Origin of the sequence: Streptomyces sp. NPDC001508 (assembly GCF_040298665.1) — a bacterium.
GTDB lineage: Bacteria > Actinomycetota > Actinomycetes > Streptomycetales > Streptomycetaceae > Streptomyces.
Genome location: NZ_JBEPAP010000001.1, coordinates 202,904 through 218,864 on the forward strand (window position 1 = coordinate 202,904; position 15,961 = coordinate 218,864).

Consider the following 15,961-nt stretch of genomic DNA (forward strand, 5'->3'; position numbering starts at 1 on the left):
GATCAAGCGATTGTCAAATCGTCTAGTGTGCAGCAGTCTGTTCACACTTCTTTCTGACGTCGAGGTGCGGAAATGATCACTGTCAACGGGCTGATCGCCTCGCCGGAGCATGCGGTCACCATGTTGGCCGGGCGTGGCGGCGGTGATCGGATCATCACGTGGGCGCATGTCTGCGATCTCCCGGACCCGTGGAGCTGGGTGAGACCCGGGGACCTGGTGATGACGACCGGGGACGGGCTGCCTGAGCACGCCGATGCGCAGCGCGTCTGGTTCTCCACGCTCGCCGATGCCGGCATCACCGGACTGCTGCTGGCGCCCCGGCCAGGCGCGCCGGAACCTACGGCGGCGATGTCGGCCGTCGCCGACGAGCGCAGCGTTCCGTTGCTGACGGCAGACTTCACCCTGCAGTTCGCGGAGCTTTCCCGCACGATCATCGAGAGCGCCCTGCGCTCGGAACGCGATCACATCCAGACTGCGCGGCGCTTGTTCGATGTCTACGTCGAAGCGGTCCGGCTGCGGTCGGATCTGTCGGCCCGCATCGACCTGGTCGCGCGAAGCGCCGGATGGACGATCTCTGTGGTGCGGCAGCTCGACGGTGAGGTGCTCGCGGTGGGGGGACGTGTCGAGGTGGACCGCACGCCGCCGATCTGCGTTCCCGTGCCCGGTCCCTCGGGCGTCGAGGTGCGGGTGCATCCCGACCGGCGCCGTGCCCTGGACAGTTCGCTGGTGCACTACCTGGCCGCCCTGGTCGGTATCGAACTGGAGTATCTGACTCGGGCGGGCCGTGAGCGGCGGCGTCAGGGCGAGGTGGTGCTGCGGGGTGCGCTGGACGGAAGTGTGAGCGGTGGGCAGCTGCGCTACGAGCTGGCCGCCCGCGGGATGGGCGACCGCCCGGTGGTCGTGGCGGTGCTGCGTGAGAGCGATGACGGTCTTTCAAGGGCGCTGGGGCCGGAGGGACTTGACGTACTGGGCGGGGATGTGGTCCCGCTGCTGGCCGGTATGGACGAGGAGTGGGTTGCACTGCTCCCGGCCGGCTGGACCGGCCTGGAACTCTTCCGCAGGAGTGTGTGCGACACCGCGCATGTGGGGCTCAGCCTGCCGCTGGCTCCCGGGGCGGATGTGCGCGAGGCGTATCTGCAGGCGCGCACCGCCGCCGGCAGGGCCGTCGACACCGGGCAGACGGTGCTGGACTACACCGGGGCGGGCCGGTTCGATGCGCTGTCGTCGCGGTCGCTTACGGAGCTTCGGCTGATGGTGGACCGCGTGCTCGGTCCGGTTCTTGAACGGGACCGCGAGGCCGGCAGCGACCTGCTGCCGTCGCTTGATGTGTTCTTGCGCAACAACGGCTCCTGGACCAAGGCGTCGTCGGCGCTGGGCGTGCACCGGCAGACCCTGGTGTACCGGATCGCGCAGATCGAGCGGCTGACCGGGCTCAGGCCGACGTCCACGGAGGGCATCGCCAGGTTCTGGTCCGCCCTGCGGGCTGCCCGCGACATCGGAGTCCTCCCCCACAACGGCCCGAAGACATCCGCATGATGGCGACGCGGGCTCGAAGAAGCGCCGGCCGCGGTTCGATGCACCGGCTGGACGGCCTGGGCAGCCGTGACGCCCGCCGGTACTCCCGGGACCATGGTTTCTCAAAGGTGCCGGGAAGCCCCGTGCGGGCTAGATGAATGAGTCCAAGGGTTCGCCTGCGGACATGGCGCGAGGGCGCCCACTGTCGATGTGTGACGAAAGACCTGGACACCCTCGCAACGGCACTCTATGCCCGGATCGACGACGAGTTGAAGGCTTCGCCGTGGCTGGCCCCCTGGCGCCCGAAGATCGGGATCGCGCCCATGCTCAGTGATGCGGAACTGCTCACGCTCGCGGTGATGTCAGCGCTGCTCGGCTACACCTCCGAGCGGCGCCGGCTGCGCCGCGTCGACCGGGACTTCCGCGGCCTGTTCCCCTACGTGCCCCGGCAGTCCGGCTACAGCAAGCGTCTGCGCTCCGCGTCCTCACTGCTCACCAGCATGATCCGGATCCTGGCCCGTGACACCTCGCTGTGGAACGACGACGTGTGGCTCGTGGACTCCACCCCCGTCGGCTGTGGCTGCTCCCGCGAGACAGCCAAGCGCTCGGACCTGGCCGGGTGGGCTCAGTACGGCTACTGCGCGTCGCACTCACGGTACTTCAGGCCCGCTGCGGCAGCCGGTGCCGGCGGGCAACCGCGGTGGGCGGCGACATCCCGATCCGCTGCGACAGGCCCTGCCACAGGTGGAAGCGGCCGCTGACCTGCACCGCGTCCGAGGCGCCGTCGGTGGGGATGCCCTGCCGGTAAACCAGCGAGCCGTCCCGGCAGACCGCCTCAGCGCCGGGATGCCTCCGCAGCCAGGCCGCCAGCTGCTCGGCGTCGCGCCCGGCCCACAGCCCGACCGGCAGCCGGCTTCCTGCGACCGCAGTGCCGGGGTGTTGCCCCGGTCGCCCAGATCGCCACCCTCGTACTCGACGGCGTCGGTCTCGGCAACCATCGGCTGACAATCACTAAACGCGCCCACCCGACCGACCGACGGTCTCCGCGTCGACTGGCTGATCCTGAGGGGCCACCCGCGGACGTGCGCGGGTGGCCCCTCACGTTCCCCTCAACCGTGTCCCGTTCTCGCGAACTCCGGGAGGCGAGGGGGTCAGCGGGCGGGTGGGACGAACTCGGGCTGGTCGAGCAGGCGCAGCCAGCTTCCGTCGGGCTGGCGCCGGACGACCTGCGCCCGGGCGCCGGTCCCGTCCTTCGGCGGGGTCGAGGTGAGAGCGATGTCGCCGCTGATCAGCGTCGGCAGGGATGGTTCCGGCTCGAAGCGGGGGGCGTTGGCCAGCACCTTCTCCCACAGCGCACGGATCGCCTCACGCCCGACCGTCAGCTCGCCGGGCGGGTAGGCCATCACTGCGTCCTCTTCGTAGAGGGCGGCGACCCCGGACGCGTCACCGGCGTTGGACCGCTCGACGAACAAGCGGGTGATGTCTTCGGGCCGCATGGCCTGCTCGTACTCCGGCATGGGTTCCTCCTGGTGTCAGGCTCTGTCGCTTCCTCAGCGTGGCCACCCTCCGGCCAGAAGTCCAACAGATGGATTTTCTACTGGCTAGAATTCCCAGTCATGGAGTTAAGGCAGCTGGAATACTTCGTCGCAGTCGCCGAAGAGCGGAACTTCACCCGCGCGGCCGAGCGGGTGCACATCAGCCAGTCCGGCGTCAGCGCCCAGATCCGCCAGCTCGAACGGGAAGTCGGTGCCGAGTTGTTCGACCGGTCCGCCCGCACCGTCACCCTCACCGTCGCGGGGATGGCCGCGCTGGAACACGCCCGTGCGGCACTCGCCGCGGCCGGGGCGGTCGGCCAGGCGGTGGGCGAGGTGACCGACCTGATCCGCGGGCGGCTCACCGTCGGTATGGTCGTCGGCTGCACCCTCACCCCGCTGTTCGACGCCCTCGCCGCATTCCACGAGGCACATCCCGGTGTGGAGATCTCGCTGCTGGAGGACAGCTCCGACCGGCTCCTCGAAGGGGTGCGTACCGGCGCCGTCGACTTGGCACTCATCGGCACCGCAACCGCCTCCCCCGAGGGGCTGGAGGCGCTGACCATCATCAGCGAACGGCTCGTCGCGGCAGTCCCGGCCGGGCACCCCTTGGCGAAACGGCGGCGAGTCACCCTGCGCGACCTGGTCGCCCACCCGATCGTATGCATGCCACCCGGCACCGGTCTGCGCGCGGTCTTCGACCAGGCTTGTGCCGCACAGGGCATCCAACCCGCGATCGCGCTGCAAGCCAGCGCCGCGGATGCGATTGCCGGCCTCGCCGCCCGCGGGCTCGGCGTCGCCGTCCTCAGCAACTCGATGGGCGAGAGCTACCGCGACCGGCTCACCGCCCGCACCATCGTCGATATCGAGGCACCGGCATTGCTCGCCCTGGTCTGGAAGAGCGAGCACAACCCATCGGTGCGCGAGTTGCTAGTGCACAGCAGGCAGGCGTTCACGGACTTTCTGAGGCCGCGTCAGTAGAAGCCGACCCGGTTCGTCGCCGTACTGGCGGCGGACATGAGGGTGCCGTGATCCGTCCGGTGCCGCGCTCGGCCTTGAGGATGCCGCCGGCGCCGCACACGAGGTCGACCCATGTCCTCTGGGTCTCCCCCGGGAGATCACGGGCCCGGTGGATGGAGGCGTTGCGGTCCTGACCCGCGTACCACTGTGCGCAGCGGAGCTTCACACACGGCTCTTTTCAGCAATCGGTACGACGGTCTACAGTTTGGAACACGATGGAGCATACGCAGACGTTCGACGGCTCGACGGACCCCGCGGACGAGAAGAACGCCGACCCCGGCGACACCAGTCGTCTGGTGGGATCCGACCGGGTGCTGGCCGTGCTCAAGGAACTCGCCCGATACCCAGAGGGCGTGGGGCTGGAGGAGATGACTCGGGCGATCGGGGCGCCGAAGCCGACGGTGCACCGGGCGCTGGGCTCCCTGCGCCGTGCCGGTCTCGCCGACCAGGACGGCCGCGGCCGCTATCTGCTTGGCGACGAGTTCCTTCGTATGGCGTTCGCCCACCATGAGGCCCGCCCGGAACACATACGGATCAGACCGCTGCTGGAGGCTCTGGCCACCCGGTTCGGCGAAACCGCGCACTACGCCGTGCTCGACGGCCGCGAGGTGGTCTACCGGGCCAAGGTGGACCCGTCCAGCGGCGCGGTGCGGCTCACCTCCACGGTGGGCGGACGCAACCCGGCACACTCCACCGCCGTCGGCAAGCTGCTGCTCGCACACCGGCTGCCCACCTTGGAGACGGTCCGGGACTGGGTCGGTGCCGGCCCGCTCCCGCGCCGGACGGCACGGACCCGGTGTACGGCCGAAGACCTGCACCCGGAACTCGAACTCGCACGGGAACGCGGGTACTGCGTCGACGACCAGGAGAACGAAACGGGCGTCAACTGCCTCGCGTTGCCCCTCTACACGGCCGCGCCGACCGCTCCCACGGGTGCGATCAGTGTGAGCGCCGTGGCCTACCGCACCCCGCTGAGCACCCTGACGGACGCCGTCGAGGAGATCAGAAGTCTGCTCGGCGTCCTGGGAACGGCTCGCCTGTGACCTTCGCGTACCCCGCCACAGCGGACACGTTCCGGCACCCACGTCGACGTGCCCGGCCGTTCTGTCGCTCCCTGTGCCGGTCCAGTCCGGCCGCCCTCACACCCTGTCCGACCTGACCCGCCGCTACCATCCCGGAGAAACGTCCATGTATCTCATGCGCATCGGCGCCCCCGGCGCCGAGAAGCCCGTTGCCCGTATCGACGCCGACATCTACGTCGACCTGTCCGATGTCGTCACCGACTTCGACGAAGCCTTCTTCGGGTCCGGCGGCATCGACCGCCTCCGTCCCTTCGTGGCCGAGCGCGCCGCCGCCGGTCAGGTGTCCCGGTTCGCCGGGGAGCGGATCGGCGCACCGATCGCCCGGCCGCACCAGATCCTCTGCATCGGCCTGAACTACCGTGACCACGCGGCCGAGACCGGACAGGCCGTGCCCGACGAGCCGATCCTGTTCACCAAGTCGCCCAACACCCTGATCGGCCCGAACGACGACGTACGCATTCCCCGCGGCTCCACCAAGCCGGACTGGGAAGTGGAGTTGGGCATCGTCATCGGCAGGCGCACCAGCTATCTGGACTCGGTGGACGAGGCCCGTGACGCCATCGCCGGCTATCTGGTCGTCAACGACGTCAGCGAGCGGGCCTTCCAGATGGAGCGCGGCGGGCAGTGGACCAAGGGCAAGTCCGCCGAGACCTTCAACCCCGCAGGGCCCTGGCTCGCCACCGCCGACGAGATCGACGACGTGCTCGCCCTGGACATGTGGCTGGACGTCAACGGCGTGCGTCGTCAGAGCGGCAGTACCAAGACGATGGTCTTCGATCCGTACTTCATCGTGCACCACCTCAGTCAGTTCCTCGTGCTCGAACCGGGCGACCTGATCAACACCGGGACCCCGCCCGGCGTCGGCATGGGCTTCGACCCGCCGGTGTGGCTGCAGCCGGGCGACATCATGGAACTGGGTATTCAGCAGCTGGGCAGCCAGCGGCAGCATGTGCTCGGACCGCGGTGAACGACGCACCCTGCGCGCGTCCGTGCCGACAAGGCCGTCGGCCCGAGACCACTGGTCGGCGGGGGCACGGGTGATGTCTCGTGGCCCCCGGCCGTGGTGTCGGCGTCGGCCGACGGTGAGGTCCGGGAGCGTCCGCTGTTCTCACGGGATCTCGCTCCGGCCTTGTCAGAGCCGCTTGGGGCGCAGGGCACTTGCCGGACGCAGGTTGCCATGGTCGTCGATGTCGTTCAGCACCGCGGGAAGGCCCTTGGTGAGCATCTTGGTGCGGACGGTACCGAGGACCTTGGCCATGACGAAGCCGCCGGCCCCGGTGAAGCCGGTGTGGTCGTAGGTGAAACGCGTTCCGCTGCCGTGCGGTTGGAGCCGGTAGGCGACCTCGGTCACCTCGCCTCCGCCTTCGTCCTGCCACGAGTAACGCAGCAGTGAAGGCTCACATACCTCCAGCACCTCGCACACCACGACGCCGCTCCAGCCAGGCTTCGGTTTCGCGAAGAACTTGAACGTGGTTCCGACCGTGGTCGCGAAGCCCTCCGGCCGTGCGCCGGCACCCGTGGCCGTCCACAGGGGGATCAGCTCAGGATCGGTGACCGCACGCCAGACCTTCTGCGGCGGGTGCGGGTAGTCACGGACGATATGGATGGCGCTCATCGAGGGCTCCTCGGGTTGCGGACGTCAAGCTCGGCGATTAAGTACAGCCACTGAAAATTTACAGTAACAGAAAACATATCGGAGCCGGACTACGCTCAAGGGATGAGCATGCGAACTGTGGACTGGACGGCGCTGCGCCGCGACGACGAGGAACCCGCCGCCGAGGGGTTGCGGGCTCGTAAGAAGCGCATTCTGCGACGGCGGCTGTCCGACACGGCCACTGAGATGTTCATGGAACGGGGCTTCGACGCCGTGCGGGTCGCCGAGATCGCAGAGGCGTGCGGGGTGTCGGAGAAGACGGTGTTCAACTACTTCCCGACCAAGGAATCTCTCGTCCTCGACCTGGGCGAGGCCACGTTGCAGTCCCTGCGGACGGCTCTGGCCGATCCCGGCCTGTCGCCGGTCGAAGCGGTGTTGAGGATCCTGTCCGGCGAACTGGACGGCATCACGTCGTGGCTGAGCGCTCAGGACGACCCGGCCCAGGCCAAGGGCATGCTGATGCGCTTCGGCATGCTGATCAGATCCACTCCGTCCCTGCGGGCCTACCAGCGCGACATGGCCGAACAACAGGTCGCCGTGGCCGCCGAGGCCTTGGCCCGGCGCACCGAGTCCAGCCCGGACGACCCCGAACCGCAGATCGCCGCGACCGCCCTGCTGGGGCTGTGGCCCATCCAGTTCCAGGCCCTGCGCCGGCACCTCGACCGCGCCCGGACCCCCGAGGAACTGCACAAAGCGGTCAGCGCCGACGTCCGACGCGCGGCCCGACTCATCGGCAGCGGACTGGACGCACTCGCCCCCGCCCGGCACAGGTGGTGACGCAGTTCCTCCCGCCCGCGCTGCCGACCGGGGTCATGTCACCGAACTCCGGTGACGGAACAGCCGGTTCACCGAGGCCAAGGAACGCGCCACCGCCCGTATTCCGGGCGCCGTATTCGCCTGGTGGCACCATCGCGCCTCGGTCGGGCGGGTTCGGTGGGTCGGGTGCCGGTTCGGGCCGTGGTGGCCGGTCAGACGGCCGGTTCGAGGATCGCGTCGATGCTGGAGGCTCCGGAATCGGGCACCCTGGGCTGGCGCCATGCCTCCACGGAGAAGGCGACGGTCACCAGCGAGCAGAACAGCCACAGCAGGCGCTTGTCCGGTTCGGAGATGTCCTCCATGGAGACGTTCTGCAGATGGGCCGTGCCGGACTTCAGCAGGGGGAAGGCAATGTCGTAGAACGCGTCCAGCTCGTCCATCGTGCTGCCGATCCGCTTGGCGTAGCGGGCCTTCTCCGTGGGGATCGCCCAGTCGACGAACGGGTCCAGGGCTTCGAAGCCCTCGGGGAATGCGCTGGCCATGATGGGTTCCTCCTCCGGGTCAGGACGCTGCCGGGGCGCCGGACGCGCGCCGCTGGTATGCACGGACGTACTCCTCGGCGGAGCGGTGCAGGTGACGCAGCAGCACCTCCTGGTCGTTGAGGGGGAACCGGTCGACCGTGCCCGACTCCAGCATCGTCTGGGTCGCCTCAAGGGTGGTTCCGTCCTGGAGGCCGTATTCCTTGAACGAGACGGCGGCCAACTCCTGTTGGAGCCGTTCGAAGGCGTTCTTCGGCGGAACGAAGTAGCACGTCCCCTCGAAGATGTGCGTGTGGTACGAGGTCGGCCAGTAGTGGTAGGTGAGCACCCAGTTCGGCCGCCAGATGAGCAGCATGAAGTTGGGGAAGAAGACGAAGGAGTCCATGCCCCAGCGCGGGTCCCGGGTCGGGTTGACGGCCGGCGGAAGCTCCTTGGTGGTCATGCCGATGTCCGGCGCGTCCCACGGTCCGAACAGGCCGCTGCGCAGCGCCGCCTCGATGGGCTTGACCATCTCGCGGTCGTGCGGCGGGGCGATGCCGCCCCAGGACGAGACCATGCTGTGCGGGCCGTCGATGTCGTAGTGCAGCGCCTCGTACCCGTACCTGGCGATCCGGCGGGCCTGCTCGGGCATGTACTGGCCGGAGTGCAGGATCGGCGCGTGGTAGAACTCGGCGAACGCGTCGATGAACAGCTTCCAGTTGCTGCCGATCTCCGCGCGGAACTTGTGGACCTGGGTCAGCTTGTGGAACGGATAGCCCTCGATGCCCTTGGCCAGTTCGCCCAGGTACTCCCGCAGCGGCGTGGCGTTCTCGGTGTCGAGGTTCACGAAGATGAACCCCTCCCAGACCTCGGCCCGGACCTGCCTGAGCCCGTACTCCGACTTGTCGAGGTCGAAGAACTCGCCCTCCTGCTGGACGAAGGAGAGCTTGCCGTCCAGGTTGTAGCGCCAGGCGTGGTATTTGCAGGTGAACTGGCGGCAGACACCGCTGGTCTCCTCGCGCGGGAAGTCGTTCCACACGAGCTTGTTGCCGCGGTGTCGGCACACGTTGTGGAAGGCGCGCACCTCACCGTCGGTGCCGCGCACCACGATGACGGAGGTGCGTGCGGCGTCCAGCTCCTTGGTGAAGTAGCTGCCCTTCCTCGGCACCTGCTCGACGCGGCCGACGTTGAGCCAGGTGCGCTTGAAGATGGCCTCACGCTCCAGCTCGTAGTGCTCGGGCGAGATGGAGTCCGCGTAGGAGACCGGCTCCGTGCCGACCTTGAGGTGCTCGGTCCAGCTGCCCTCTTCGGGCTTCTTGAAATGGGCCATGGGGTCGGGTCCTCCAGTTGACGACACCACTCGTTCGATAACACCGGTCTCTATCGAAGAGAACGGTATTCTCGTTTTTGCGCAACCGTCAAGGGTGCTGGCGGACGACGGGCATCGGGCTCCGCGAGCGGGCACACGGGGCGGCCGGACCGCGGCGCCCGCGTCCGGGTGTCGATCCTCGGCCTGGGGCCCTGGAGGGTGAGTGGGACGGCGATCGCACCGTCATCGCGAGTTCGCCTCGGAGGAGGAGGCCCGCTCCTGGCGCGAGCCGACCGGCTACCAGCCGACGCACGGCCGGGGCGTTCACCGGCGCTGCCGTGGGCGCCCGGTTTCGCGCCGCCGGGGCGGGGCCGCAGCGCAGGAGGGCATGTGTGAGGCACCGCCCGGGTCCGGGGCAGTTCGTTGACCCGGGCAGCCGGAATGTCCGAAAAGCGGGGTCGGGCAGTTCGGCCGTGCGGCCGCAGCGGGAGCGCGGGCAGGCCCGTTCAGCCGTACACGTGGAAGGCCGCCATCCGGCGCGATACCCGGGGGCGCACACCGCGCCGCTGCTGCGCAGACGCTTCCTCGAACGGCCGGTGATCGGCTGGGAGGCCCGCAATGCCTCCCCCGGCCCCTCCAGGTGGCGGCCATGCATGGACCGGACGCGGAGAACCGGGGAGCAGGCACGGAGGACCGGCGCCCGAACGCGGACGGCCAGGGCCCGGACGCGAAGGACCGGAGCCCGCACGCGGCGAGCCGGGGACCAGGCACGGAGAGCGGGACCGGACGCGGAGGACCGGGAACCAGACACGGAGAGCGGAACCGCACACGAAGGACCGGGGCCCGGACACGCACAGCCAGGGACCGCACACGAAGGACCGGAACCCGCACCCAGACAACCCGAGCCCCCACACGGACAACCGGAACCCGCACCCAGACAACCCGAGCCCCCACACGGACAACCGGAACCCGCACCCAGACAGCCAGAGACCAGGCACGGACAGCCAGAGACCGGATGCGGCGAGCCGGGTACCAGGCGCGGGGAACCGGGGGCCCGCTCTCGTGAAGGTGTGGCTTACTACATCTGCTGCTTGCGCAGGGCGGTCCTCGGGCGGAGTACTTCGGTCATGGACTCCTCCCGCCATCGCCTCAGCAGGTCATGGAAGGCGACCGCGCCGTGCGGGTAGGCGTTCGGGCCGTTCGGCCGGCCGCGGCCTTCGGCGTTGTAGTAGCCGGGTGTGCATTCGGCGTGGAACCACTCGTGGTCGGGGGCGCCGTCGGCCAGGACGGCGATCCACGCGTCCTCGGCCTCGCGGGAGGGTTCGATCAGGGCCGACTCCGCCTCGGCGGCGGCGACGAGTGCCGCGGCGTGGACGGCGTGCTCGTCCAGCACATGCGTGTAGTTGACACTGCTGGCGCTCTGTGTGACACCCAGCTGGATGAGGTTCGGGAAGCCGTTGCTGGTGAAACCGTGCAGCGTACGCGGGCCCTGTTCCCGCCACGCGTCCTGCAACTGGACGCCCCGCCGGCCTCGGACGGGCAGCCGGCCCGAGTGGACGCCGGAGACGCCGACGGAGAAGCCGGTGGCGAAGATCAGGCAGTCGAGTGCGTACTCGGTGTCGCCGACGACGACGCCGCGTTCGGTCATCCGCTCGATGCCGTGGCTGTCCGCGGTGTCGACCAGGGTGACGTTGTCGCGGTTGAACGCCTGGAGGTACAGATCGGAGAAGGTCGGGCGCTTGCAGGCGTACCGGTACCAGGGTTTGAGCTTCTCCGCGGTTTCCGGGTCCGTGACGACCTCTTCGACGCGGGCGCGGATCTCGTTCATCTTGGCGGCGTCCGCGGCCTCGTAGGCCGCTTCGAAGGCCGCTCGGTCGCCCTGGCGGCGGAAGCTCGGCAGGAGCTTCTCCAGCAGGCCCGCCGACGCGGTCCACTGGTCCGCCACAAGGTCCACGTCGGCAGTCTCGCCCGAGACGATCCGCAGGAAGTTGTCGCGCCGTTCGCTCGCCCAGCCCGGGCGCTCGGCGCCGACGTCCCGGGCGGTGGTACGGCGGTTGGCGCGCACGTCCACGGTGGAGGGGGTGCGCTGGAAGACGTAGAGGTGTTCCGCGTCCTCGGCCAGCTTCGGGACGACCTGGATGCCGGTGGCGCCGGTGCCGACCACGCCCACGCGCTTGTCGGCGAGGCCCGTGAGGCCGCCGTCCGGGGTGCCGCCCGTGTAGCCGTAGTCCCAGCGTGACGTGTGGAAGGTGTGCCCCTTGAAGTCCGCGATGCCGGGGATGCCGGGGAGCTTCAGCTCGGACAGGGTGCCGGTGGCCGTGATGACGTACGTGGCCCGGAACTTGTCGCCCCGGTCGGTCGTGACGATCCATGCCTCGGAGGTGTCGTCCCACGTCAGGGAGGTGACGGAGGTGGAGAACAGGGCGTCCGCGTAGAGGTCGAACTTCTCCGCGATCCGCACCGCGTGCCGGCGGATCTCCTCACCGGGCGCGTACTTCCACTCCGGGACGTATCCGGTCTCGTCGAGCAGGGGCAGGTACACATGCGACTCGACGTCGCAGTGGATGCCGGGATACCGGTTCCAGTACCAGGTCCCGCCGAAGTCCCCGCCCGTCTCGATGACGCGGACGCGCTCGACGCCCCGCCGGCGCAGCCGCGCCCCCGCGAGGATGCCGCCGAATCCGCCACCGACGACGGCGACGTCCACCCTGTCGCGCACCGGCTCGCGTTCGGCCACCTCCCCCGCGTACGGATCGGTGGCGTAGTAACCGAACTCGGCGTCGGCGCCCAGATACTGCCGGGCGCCGTCGGGCCGTACCCGGCGTTCCCGTTCGATCCGGTAGCGCTCCCGCAGGTCGCTGAGCGCCTCGGTCGTCAACTCTCGTGAATTCGCCATGTGGGGGGCCTCGTTCCTTCCGGTTCGCCGCGATGAAGCCTTCTCGCCCATGAAGTGAGCGCGAAGGCATAGGACTTGAGCAGCCATGCACTACGGTAACAAGTACCGGACAGCGCTGTCCGGTTGGTGTGGAGATTGCTTCCGCACAGCTCCGACAGGAAGTGTGATGGACATGCGACGACTGACGATCCGCCCCCTCGCCGGGCTCACCGCGGCCGGTGTGCTGGCCCTCACGGGGTGCGGTACGCAGACAGGTCCCACCGCGGACACGGCGCCCGGCGCCGCCGCGGACCGGACCGTCCGGGCGCAGAAGGTGATGCAGCTGACAAAAGTGCACGAGCAGACCGGGATGACCCTGCTGGAGGGTCCGACCTTCGACGAGGACGGCAAGCTGCTCGTCGTCGATGTCACCGCGCCCGCCGGCGAACCGAAGGTGCTGCGCGTGGACGTCCGGAAGAAGACCTCGCGGAAGGTCCACACCGACGACCGCGGCACCTACACCTCGGCCAAGTTCAGCCCGTACGACGGGCGCATCTACCTGACCGACTTCTCCCACGGCGACATCGTGAGTCTGGCCCCTGACGGCAGTGACCCGCGGACCTTCTTCTCCGGTGAGGTGGACGGCGCGCGGATGAACCCCGACGACCTCGCCTTCGACCGGCAGGGCAATCTGTACGTCAGCGACTCACGCGGCATGTCCGAGGGCGAGGCGAAGGGCCGCGTCGTACGGATCGACCGCGCGGGGAAGGACGCCACCGTACTGGCGGACGGCCTGGCCGCGCCGAACGGCATCTCCTTCGACGCGCACTACCGCGGGCTGTGGTTCAGCGAACTGACGCAGAACCGCATCTCCTACCTGCTGCTCGACGGCGAGGGCCGGGTCGCGTCCCGGCACACCGCCATCCGGGTCGACGGCGGGATCGCGAAGACCGACTCGATCGCCGTGGACGCGGACGGCAACCTCTACCAGGGCCTGGACGGGCGGCCGGCGATGGCGGTGTACGGCGAGAACGGTGAACGCCTGGCGACTGTCGAGGTGACCGGCCGCGCCGCCGAAGGGCTCACCTCGGCGACCAACGTGGCCATCACACCGGGCGGCACAAAGGCCTATATGACCGTCAGCGGGCCCGCCGGCGGCTATCTGTACTCCTTCGACGCGCTCGCGGCGGGAATCCGCCAGTCCAACGGCGGCTGACGCCCCGCCGCCGCTCAGCCCTCGAAGGGCCGCACCGGTCCCACCTCGACACCGAGCAGCCGCCACGCCGCGAGTGCCCGGCGTTCGCGCTGCTCACGGGTGGGGCCGGTGACGGCGCCTGAGACCATGCCTACGGCGATCATGAGGTCGTCGGGCTGCGCGGCGAGCCGATGCCCGTGGGGCAGATGCCCGCGCAGGGCTCGCTCGACCCGCTGGGACAGGGTCAGGGCGTAGGCGGGGGTGGCGGAGCGGCTGCCCGTCCAGTCGGCGTGCAGGATGCCGACGAACGCCGTCGACTCCGTCTGGTGCCAGGTCAGGACACCGAGGACTCCGGCGAGGTCCGTGCCGTCCGCTGCCGCCGCCTGCTCGATCTGCCCGACGTTCTCCTCCAGTACGGCGAGCGCCAGCGCGGCCCGGTCGGGGAAGTGCCGGTACAGCACGCCCTGGCCGACATGGGCCCGGCGCGCGATCGCGGAGAGCGGAGTGTCCAGCCCGTGCTCCGCGTAGATCTCCCGGGCGGCGGCGATGAGAGCGGCCCGGTTGCGCGCGGCGGCCTTCGGCCCGTCGTTCGCGGGCCGTCGCTCGTCAGGGAGGGGACGCCGTGTCACACCGGGAGGATATCGGCCCGGAGCAGGCATGGTTCAGGCCACCTCGCCGAGGCGGCCGGAGCGCACCGCGGCGCTCACCCCGCCGTCGACCGGCAGGTCACTGCCGGTGACGAAGGCGGCGTCGGAACGCAGGAGAAAGGCGGCAGCCGCGAGGTCGTCGGCGATGTGCCCGGTCTGCCGGTTCTGGAAGCCTCGCCCATGACCCGCACGCGCCGGCCGCCGTTCCCCGGCGAGTTCCCGCCGGGCGCTCTTCGAGCCACGCCACGCCGCCCTCGTGCCGGCTTCGACGACAGCGGCGCGGAGCGCGCAGGACGCGGAGACGCGGTATCGGCACCCCGCCGGGGACCGGCACGCGACCGTCGTCGGCCTTCTGCGTGCCGGCGTGGCGACGGGCGGGCTACGGGCCGGCGCCGAACTGGCCGCGGTGAGACGCCCTGACCGGGTCCGCGCTCCGTCGTCTTCGCACCGGCGGGAACCACACCCGCGCACGTCCGGTCCGGGGCCCCGGCACGTCCGGTCCGGGGCGCGCCGGGGCCCCGGAACCGGAGCAGCGCCGGGCTCAGTCCTGGGCCGCCGCGAGGGCCGCCTGCGCTTTTCTGCGGTAGTTGGCCAGTTTCTCCGCCGGGGCGACGGCCGCCTGCTTGCTGCGGGGCTTCACCGAGACGTCGTGGCCCTCGGCCGCCTTGCGCAGCGCGCCCACCGTGGCCCGCGCGCGCGGGATGTGCGCGAACGGGTCGAAGGAGTACCAGCGCATCGCGTTCAGATGGGTCATCTGGTCGATCTCGGCGTCCGGCACGTCGTTCGTCGTGAGGACGCGATGCAGTTCCTCCGGTGCGTCGGGCCACATGGAGTCGCTGTGCGGGTAGTCCGCCTCCCAGCAGATGTTGTCGACGCCGATGTCGTGGCGCAGCTTGACCCCTATGGGGTCGGAGATGAAGCAGGTGAGGAAGTGCTCGCGGAAGATCTCGGACGGCGGCTTCCCGCCGAAGTCCTGGAGGGTCCAGGTGGCGTGCATCTCGAAGGTGCGGTCGATGCGGTCGAGGAAGTACGGGATCCAGCCGGTGCCGCCCTCGGACAGCGCGATCTTGACGGTCGGGTACTCCTTGAGGACACGGGACCAGATCAGGTCGGCCGCGGCCTGGACCAGGTTGATCGGCTGGAGGGTGATCATGACGTCCGGCGGGGCGTCGGGGGCGGTGATGGCGAGGCGTCCGGAGGAGCCGATGTGCAGGTTCATCACCGTGCCGCAGTCGGTCAGCGCCCGCCACACCGGGTCCCAGTACTCGGTGTGGAAGCTGGGGTAGCCGAGCGGGACCGGGTTCTCCGGGAAGGTGAGCGAGTGGCAGCCCTTGTCGGCGACCCGCCGGATCTCCTGGGCACACAGCTCGGCGTCCCAGATCGCGGGCAGTGCCATCGGGATGAAACGGCCGGGATGGGCGCCGCACCACTCGTCGATGTGCCAGTCGTTGTAGGCACGCACCAGGGCGAGGGAGAAGTCGGAGTCCTCGGTGGCGAACATCCGGGCCGAGAAGCCGGGGAAGGAGGGGAAGTTCATCTGCGCCAGGACACCGCCGGCGTTCATGTCGGCGACGCGCTCGTCGACGTCGTAACAGCCGGGCCTGATCTCGTCCAGGCCCTGCGGCTCCATGCCGTACTCCTCCTTGGGGCGCCCGGCGACCGCGTTGAGCGCCACATTGCCGACCGAGTTGTCCCGGAACTGCCAGACGTCGGTGCCGTCCTCACGGTGGACCAGTCGCGGTGCGTCCTTCTTGTAGCGGGCCGGCAGATGGTTCGCGAAGATGTCGGGCGGTTCGATGATGTGGTCGTCGACGCTGATCAGGATCATGTCGTCGCGGTCCATGGGGGCCCTCCTCGG

At 69.6% G+C, this 15,961-nt stretch carries 13 protein-coding genes and 1 pseudogene; 7 read left to right on the forward strand and 7 right to left on the reverse strand.

Going from position 1 to position 15,961, the window contains the following annotated elements; genetic code table 11:
* Positions 1-72: 72 nt before the first annotated feature.
* On the forward strand, positions 73-1,536 hold the full coding sequence (locus tag ABT245_RS00815) for a PucR family transcriptional regulator (RefSeq protein ID WP_351727330.1): 1,464 nt from the start codon (positions 73-75) through the stop codon (positions 1,534-1,536).
* A 191-nt stretch (positions 1,537-1,727) separates the two neighbouring features.
* Positions 1,728-2,177 (forward strand): annotated as a pseudogene (locus tag ABT245_RS00820) (transposase family protein); the annotation flags it as partial.
* 489 nt (positions 2,178-2,666) lie between these two features.
* Here the strand turns inward: ABT245_RS00820 and ABT245_RS00825 are convergent.
* Positions 2,667-3,032 (reverse strand): YybH family protein, encoded by a 366-nt coding sequence (locus tag ABT245_RS00825; RefSeq protein ID WP_351727331.1) that lies wholly within the window; start codon positions 3,030-3,032, stop codon positions 2,667-2,669.
* Positions 3,033-3,131: 99 nt separating this feature from the next.
* Between ABT245_RS00825 and ABT245_RS00830 the strand changes: the two genes are divergently transcribed.
* From ABT245_RS00830 to ABT245_RS00840, 3 genes are all read left to right on the forward strand, one after another.
* Complete coding sequence (locus ABT245_RS00830) at positions 3,132-4,028, forward strand: LysR family transcriptional regulator (RefSeq protein WP_351727332.1); 897 nt, start codon at positions 3,132-3,134, stop codon at positions 4,026-4,028.
* A gap of 254 nt (positions 4,029-4,282) precedes the next feature.
* Positions 4,283-5,110, forward strand: coding sequence for an IclR family transcriptional regulator (locus ABT245_RS00835; RefSeq protein WP_351727333.1), 828 nt, complete (start codon positions 4,283-4,285; stop codon positions 5,108-5,110).
* A gap of 145 nt (positions 5,111-5,255) precedes the next feature.
* A complete protein-coding gene (locus ABT245_RS00840; RefSeq protein ID WP_351727334.1) occupies positions 5,256-6,116 on the forward strand; it encodes a fumarylacetoacetate hydrolase family protein in 861 nt (286 codons plus the stop codon).
* Between the two features lie 165 nt (positions 6,117-6,281).
* Here the strand turns inward: ABT245_RS00840 and ABT245_RS00845 are convergent, their stop codons facing one another.
* Positions 6,282-6,764, reverse strand: coding sequence for an SRPBCC family protein (locus ABT245_RS00845; protein WP_351727335.1), 483 nt, complete (start codon positions 6,762-6,764; stop codon positions 6,282-6,284).
* A gap of 102 nt (positions 6,765-6,866) precedes the next feature.
* Here ABT245_RS00845 and ABT245_RS00850 point away from each other — a divergent pair, with 102 nt between their 5' ends.
* Positions 6,867-7,580, forward strand: a complete 714-nt coding sequence (locus ABT245_RS00850) for a TetR family transcriptional regulator (RefSeq protein WP_351727337.1) — start codon at positions 6,867-6,869, stop codon at positions 7,578-7,580.
* 191 nt (positions 7,581-7,771) lie between these two features.
* On the opposite strand, the gene ABT245_RS00855 is transcribed toward ABT245_RS00850, so the two are convergent.
* The 3 genes from ABT245_RS00855 to ABT245_RS00865 all read right to left on the reverse strand — a co-directional run bounded on the left by ABT245_RS00855 (position 7,772) and on the right by ABT245_RS00865 (position 12,282).
* The gene (locus ABT245_RS00855; protein ID WP_351727338.1) at positions 7,772-8,101 is read right to left on the reverse strand and encodes a hypothetical protein; all 330 of its coding nucleotides are present in this window, start codon (positions 8,099-8,101) and stop codon (positions 7,772-7,774) included.
* Between the two features lie 19 nt (positions 8,102-8,120).
* Complete coding sequence (locus ABT245_RS00860; protein WP_351727340.1) at positions 8,121-9,407, reverse strand: aromatic ring-hydroxylating oxygenase subunit alpha; 1,287 nt, start codon at positions 9,405-9,407, stop codon at positions 8,121-8,123.
* A gap of 1,057 nt (positions 9,408-10,464) precedes the next feature.
* Positions 10,465-12,282 carry a flavin-containing monooxygenase gene (locus tag ABT245_RS00865; RefSeq protein WP_351727341.1) on the reverse strand — a complete coding sequence of 606 codons (1,818 nt, stop codon included), beginning with the start codon at positions 12,280-12,282 and terminating at the stop codon, positions 10,465-10,467.
* A gap of 172 nt (positions 12,283-12,454) precedes the next feature.
* On the opposite strand from ABT245_RS00865, the gene ABT245_RS00870 reads away from it, so the two are divergent.
* On the forward strand, positions 12,455-13,477 hold the full coding sequence (locus tag ABT245_RS00870; protein ID WP_351727761.1) for an SMP-30/gluconolactonase/LRE family protein: 1,023 nt from the start codon (positions 12,455-12,457) through the stop codon (positions 13,475-13,477).
* 14 nt (positions 13,478-13,491) lie between these two features.
* Here the strand turns inward: ABT245_RS00870 and ABT245_RS00875 are convergent, their stop codons facing one another.
* Entirely contained in the window at positions 13,492-14,085 is a 594-nt protein-coding gene (locus tag ABT245_RS00875) for a TetR family transcriptional regulator (protein WP_351727343.1), read from the reverse strand.
* 559 nt (positions 14,086-14,644) lie between these two features.
* Positions 14,645-15,946, reverse strand: a complete 1,302-nt coding sequence (locus ABT245_RS00880) for an amidohydrolase family protein (RefSeq protein ID WP_351727344.1) — start codon at positions 15,944-15,946, stop codon at positions 14,645-14,647.
* Positions 15,947-15,961 lie beyond the last annotated feature (15 nt).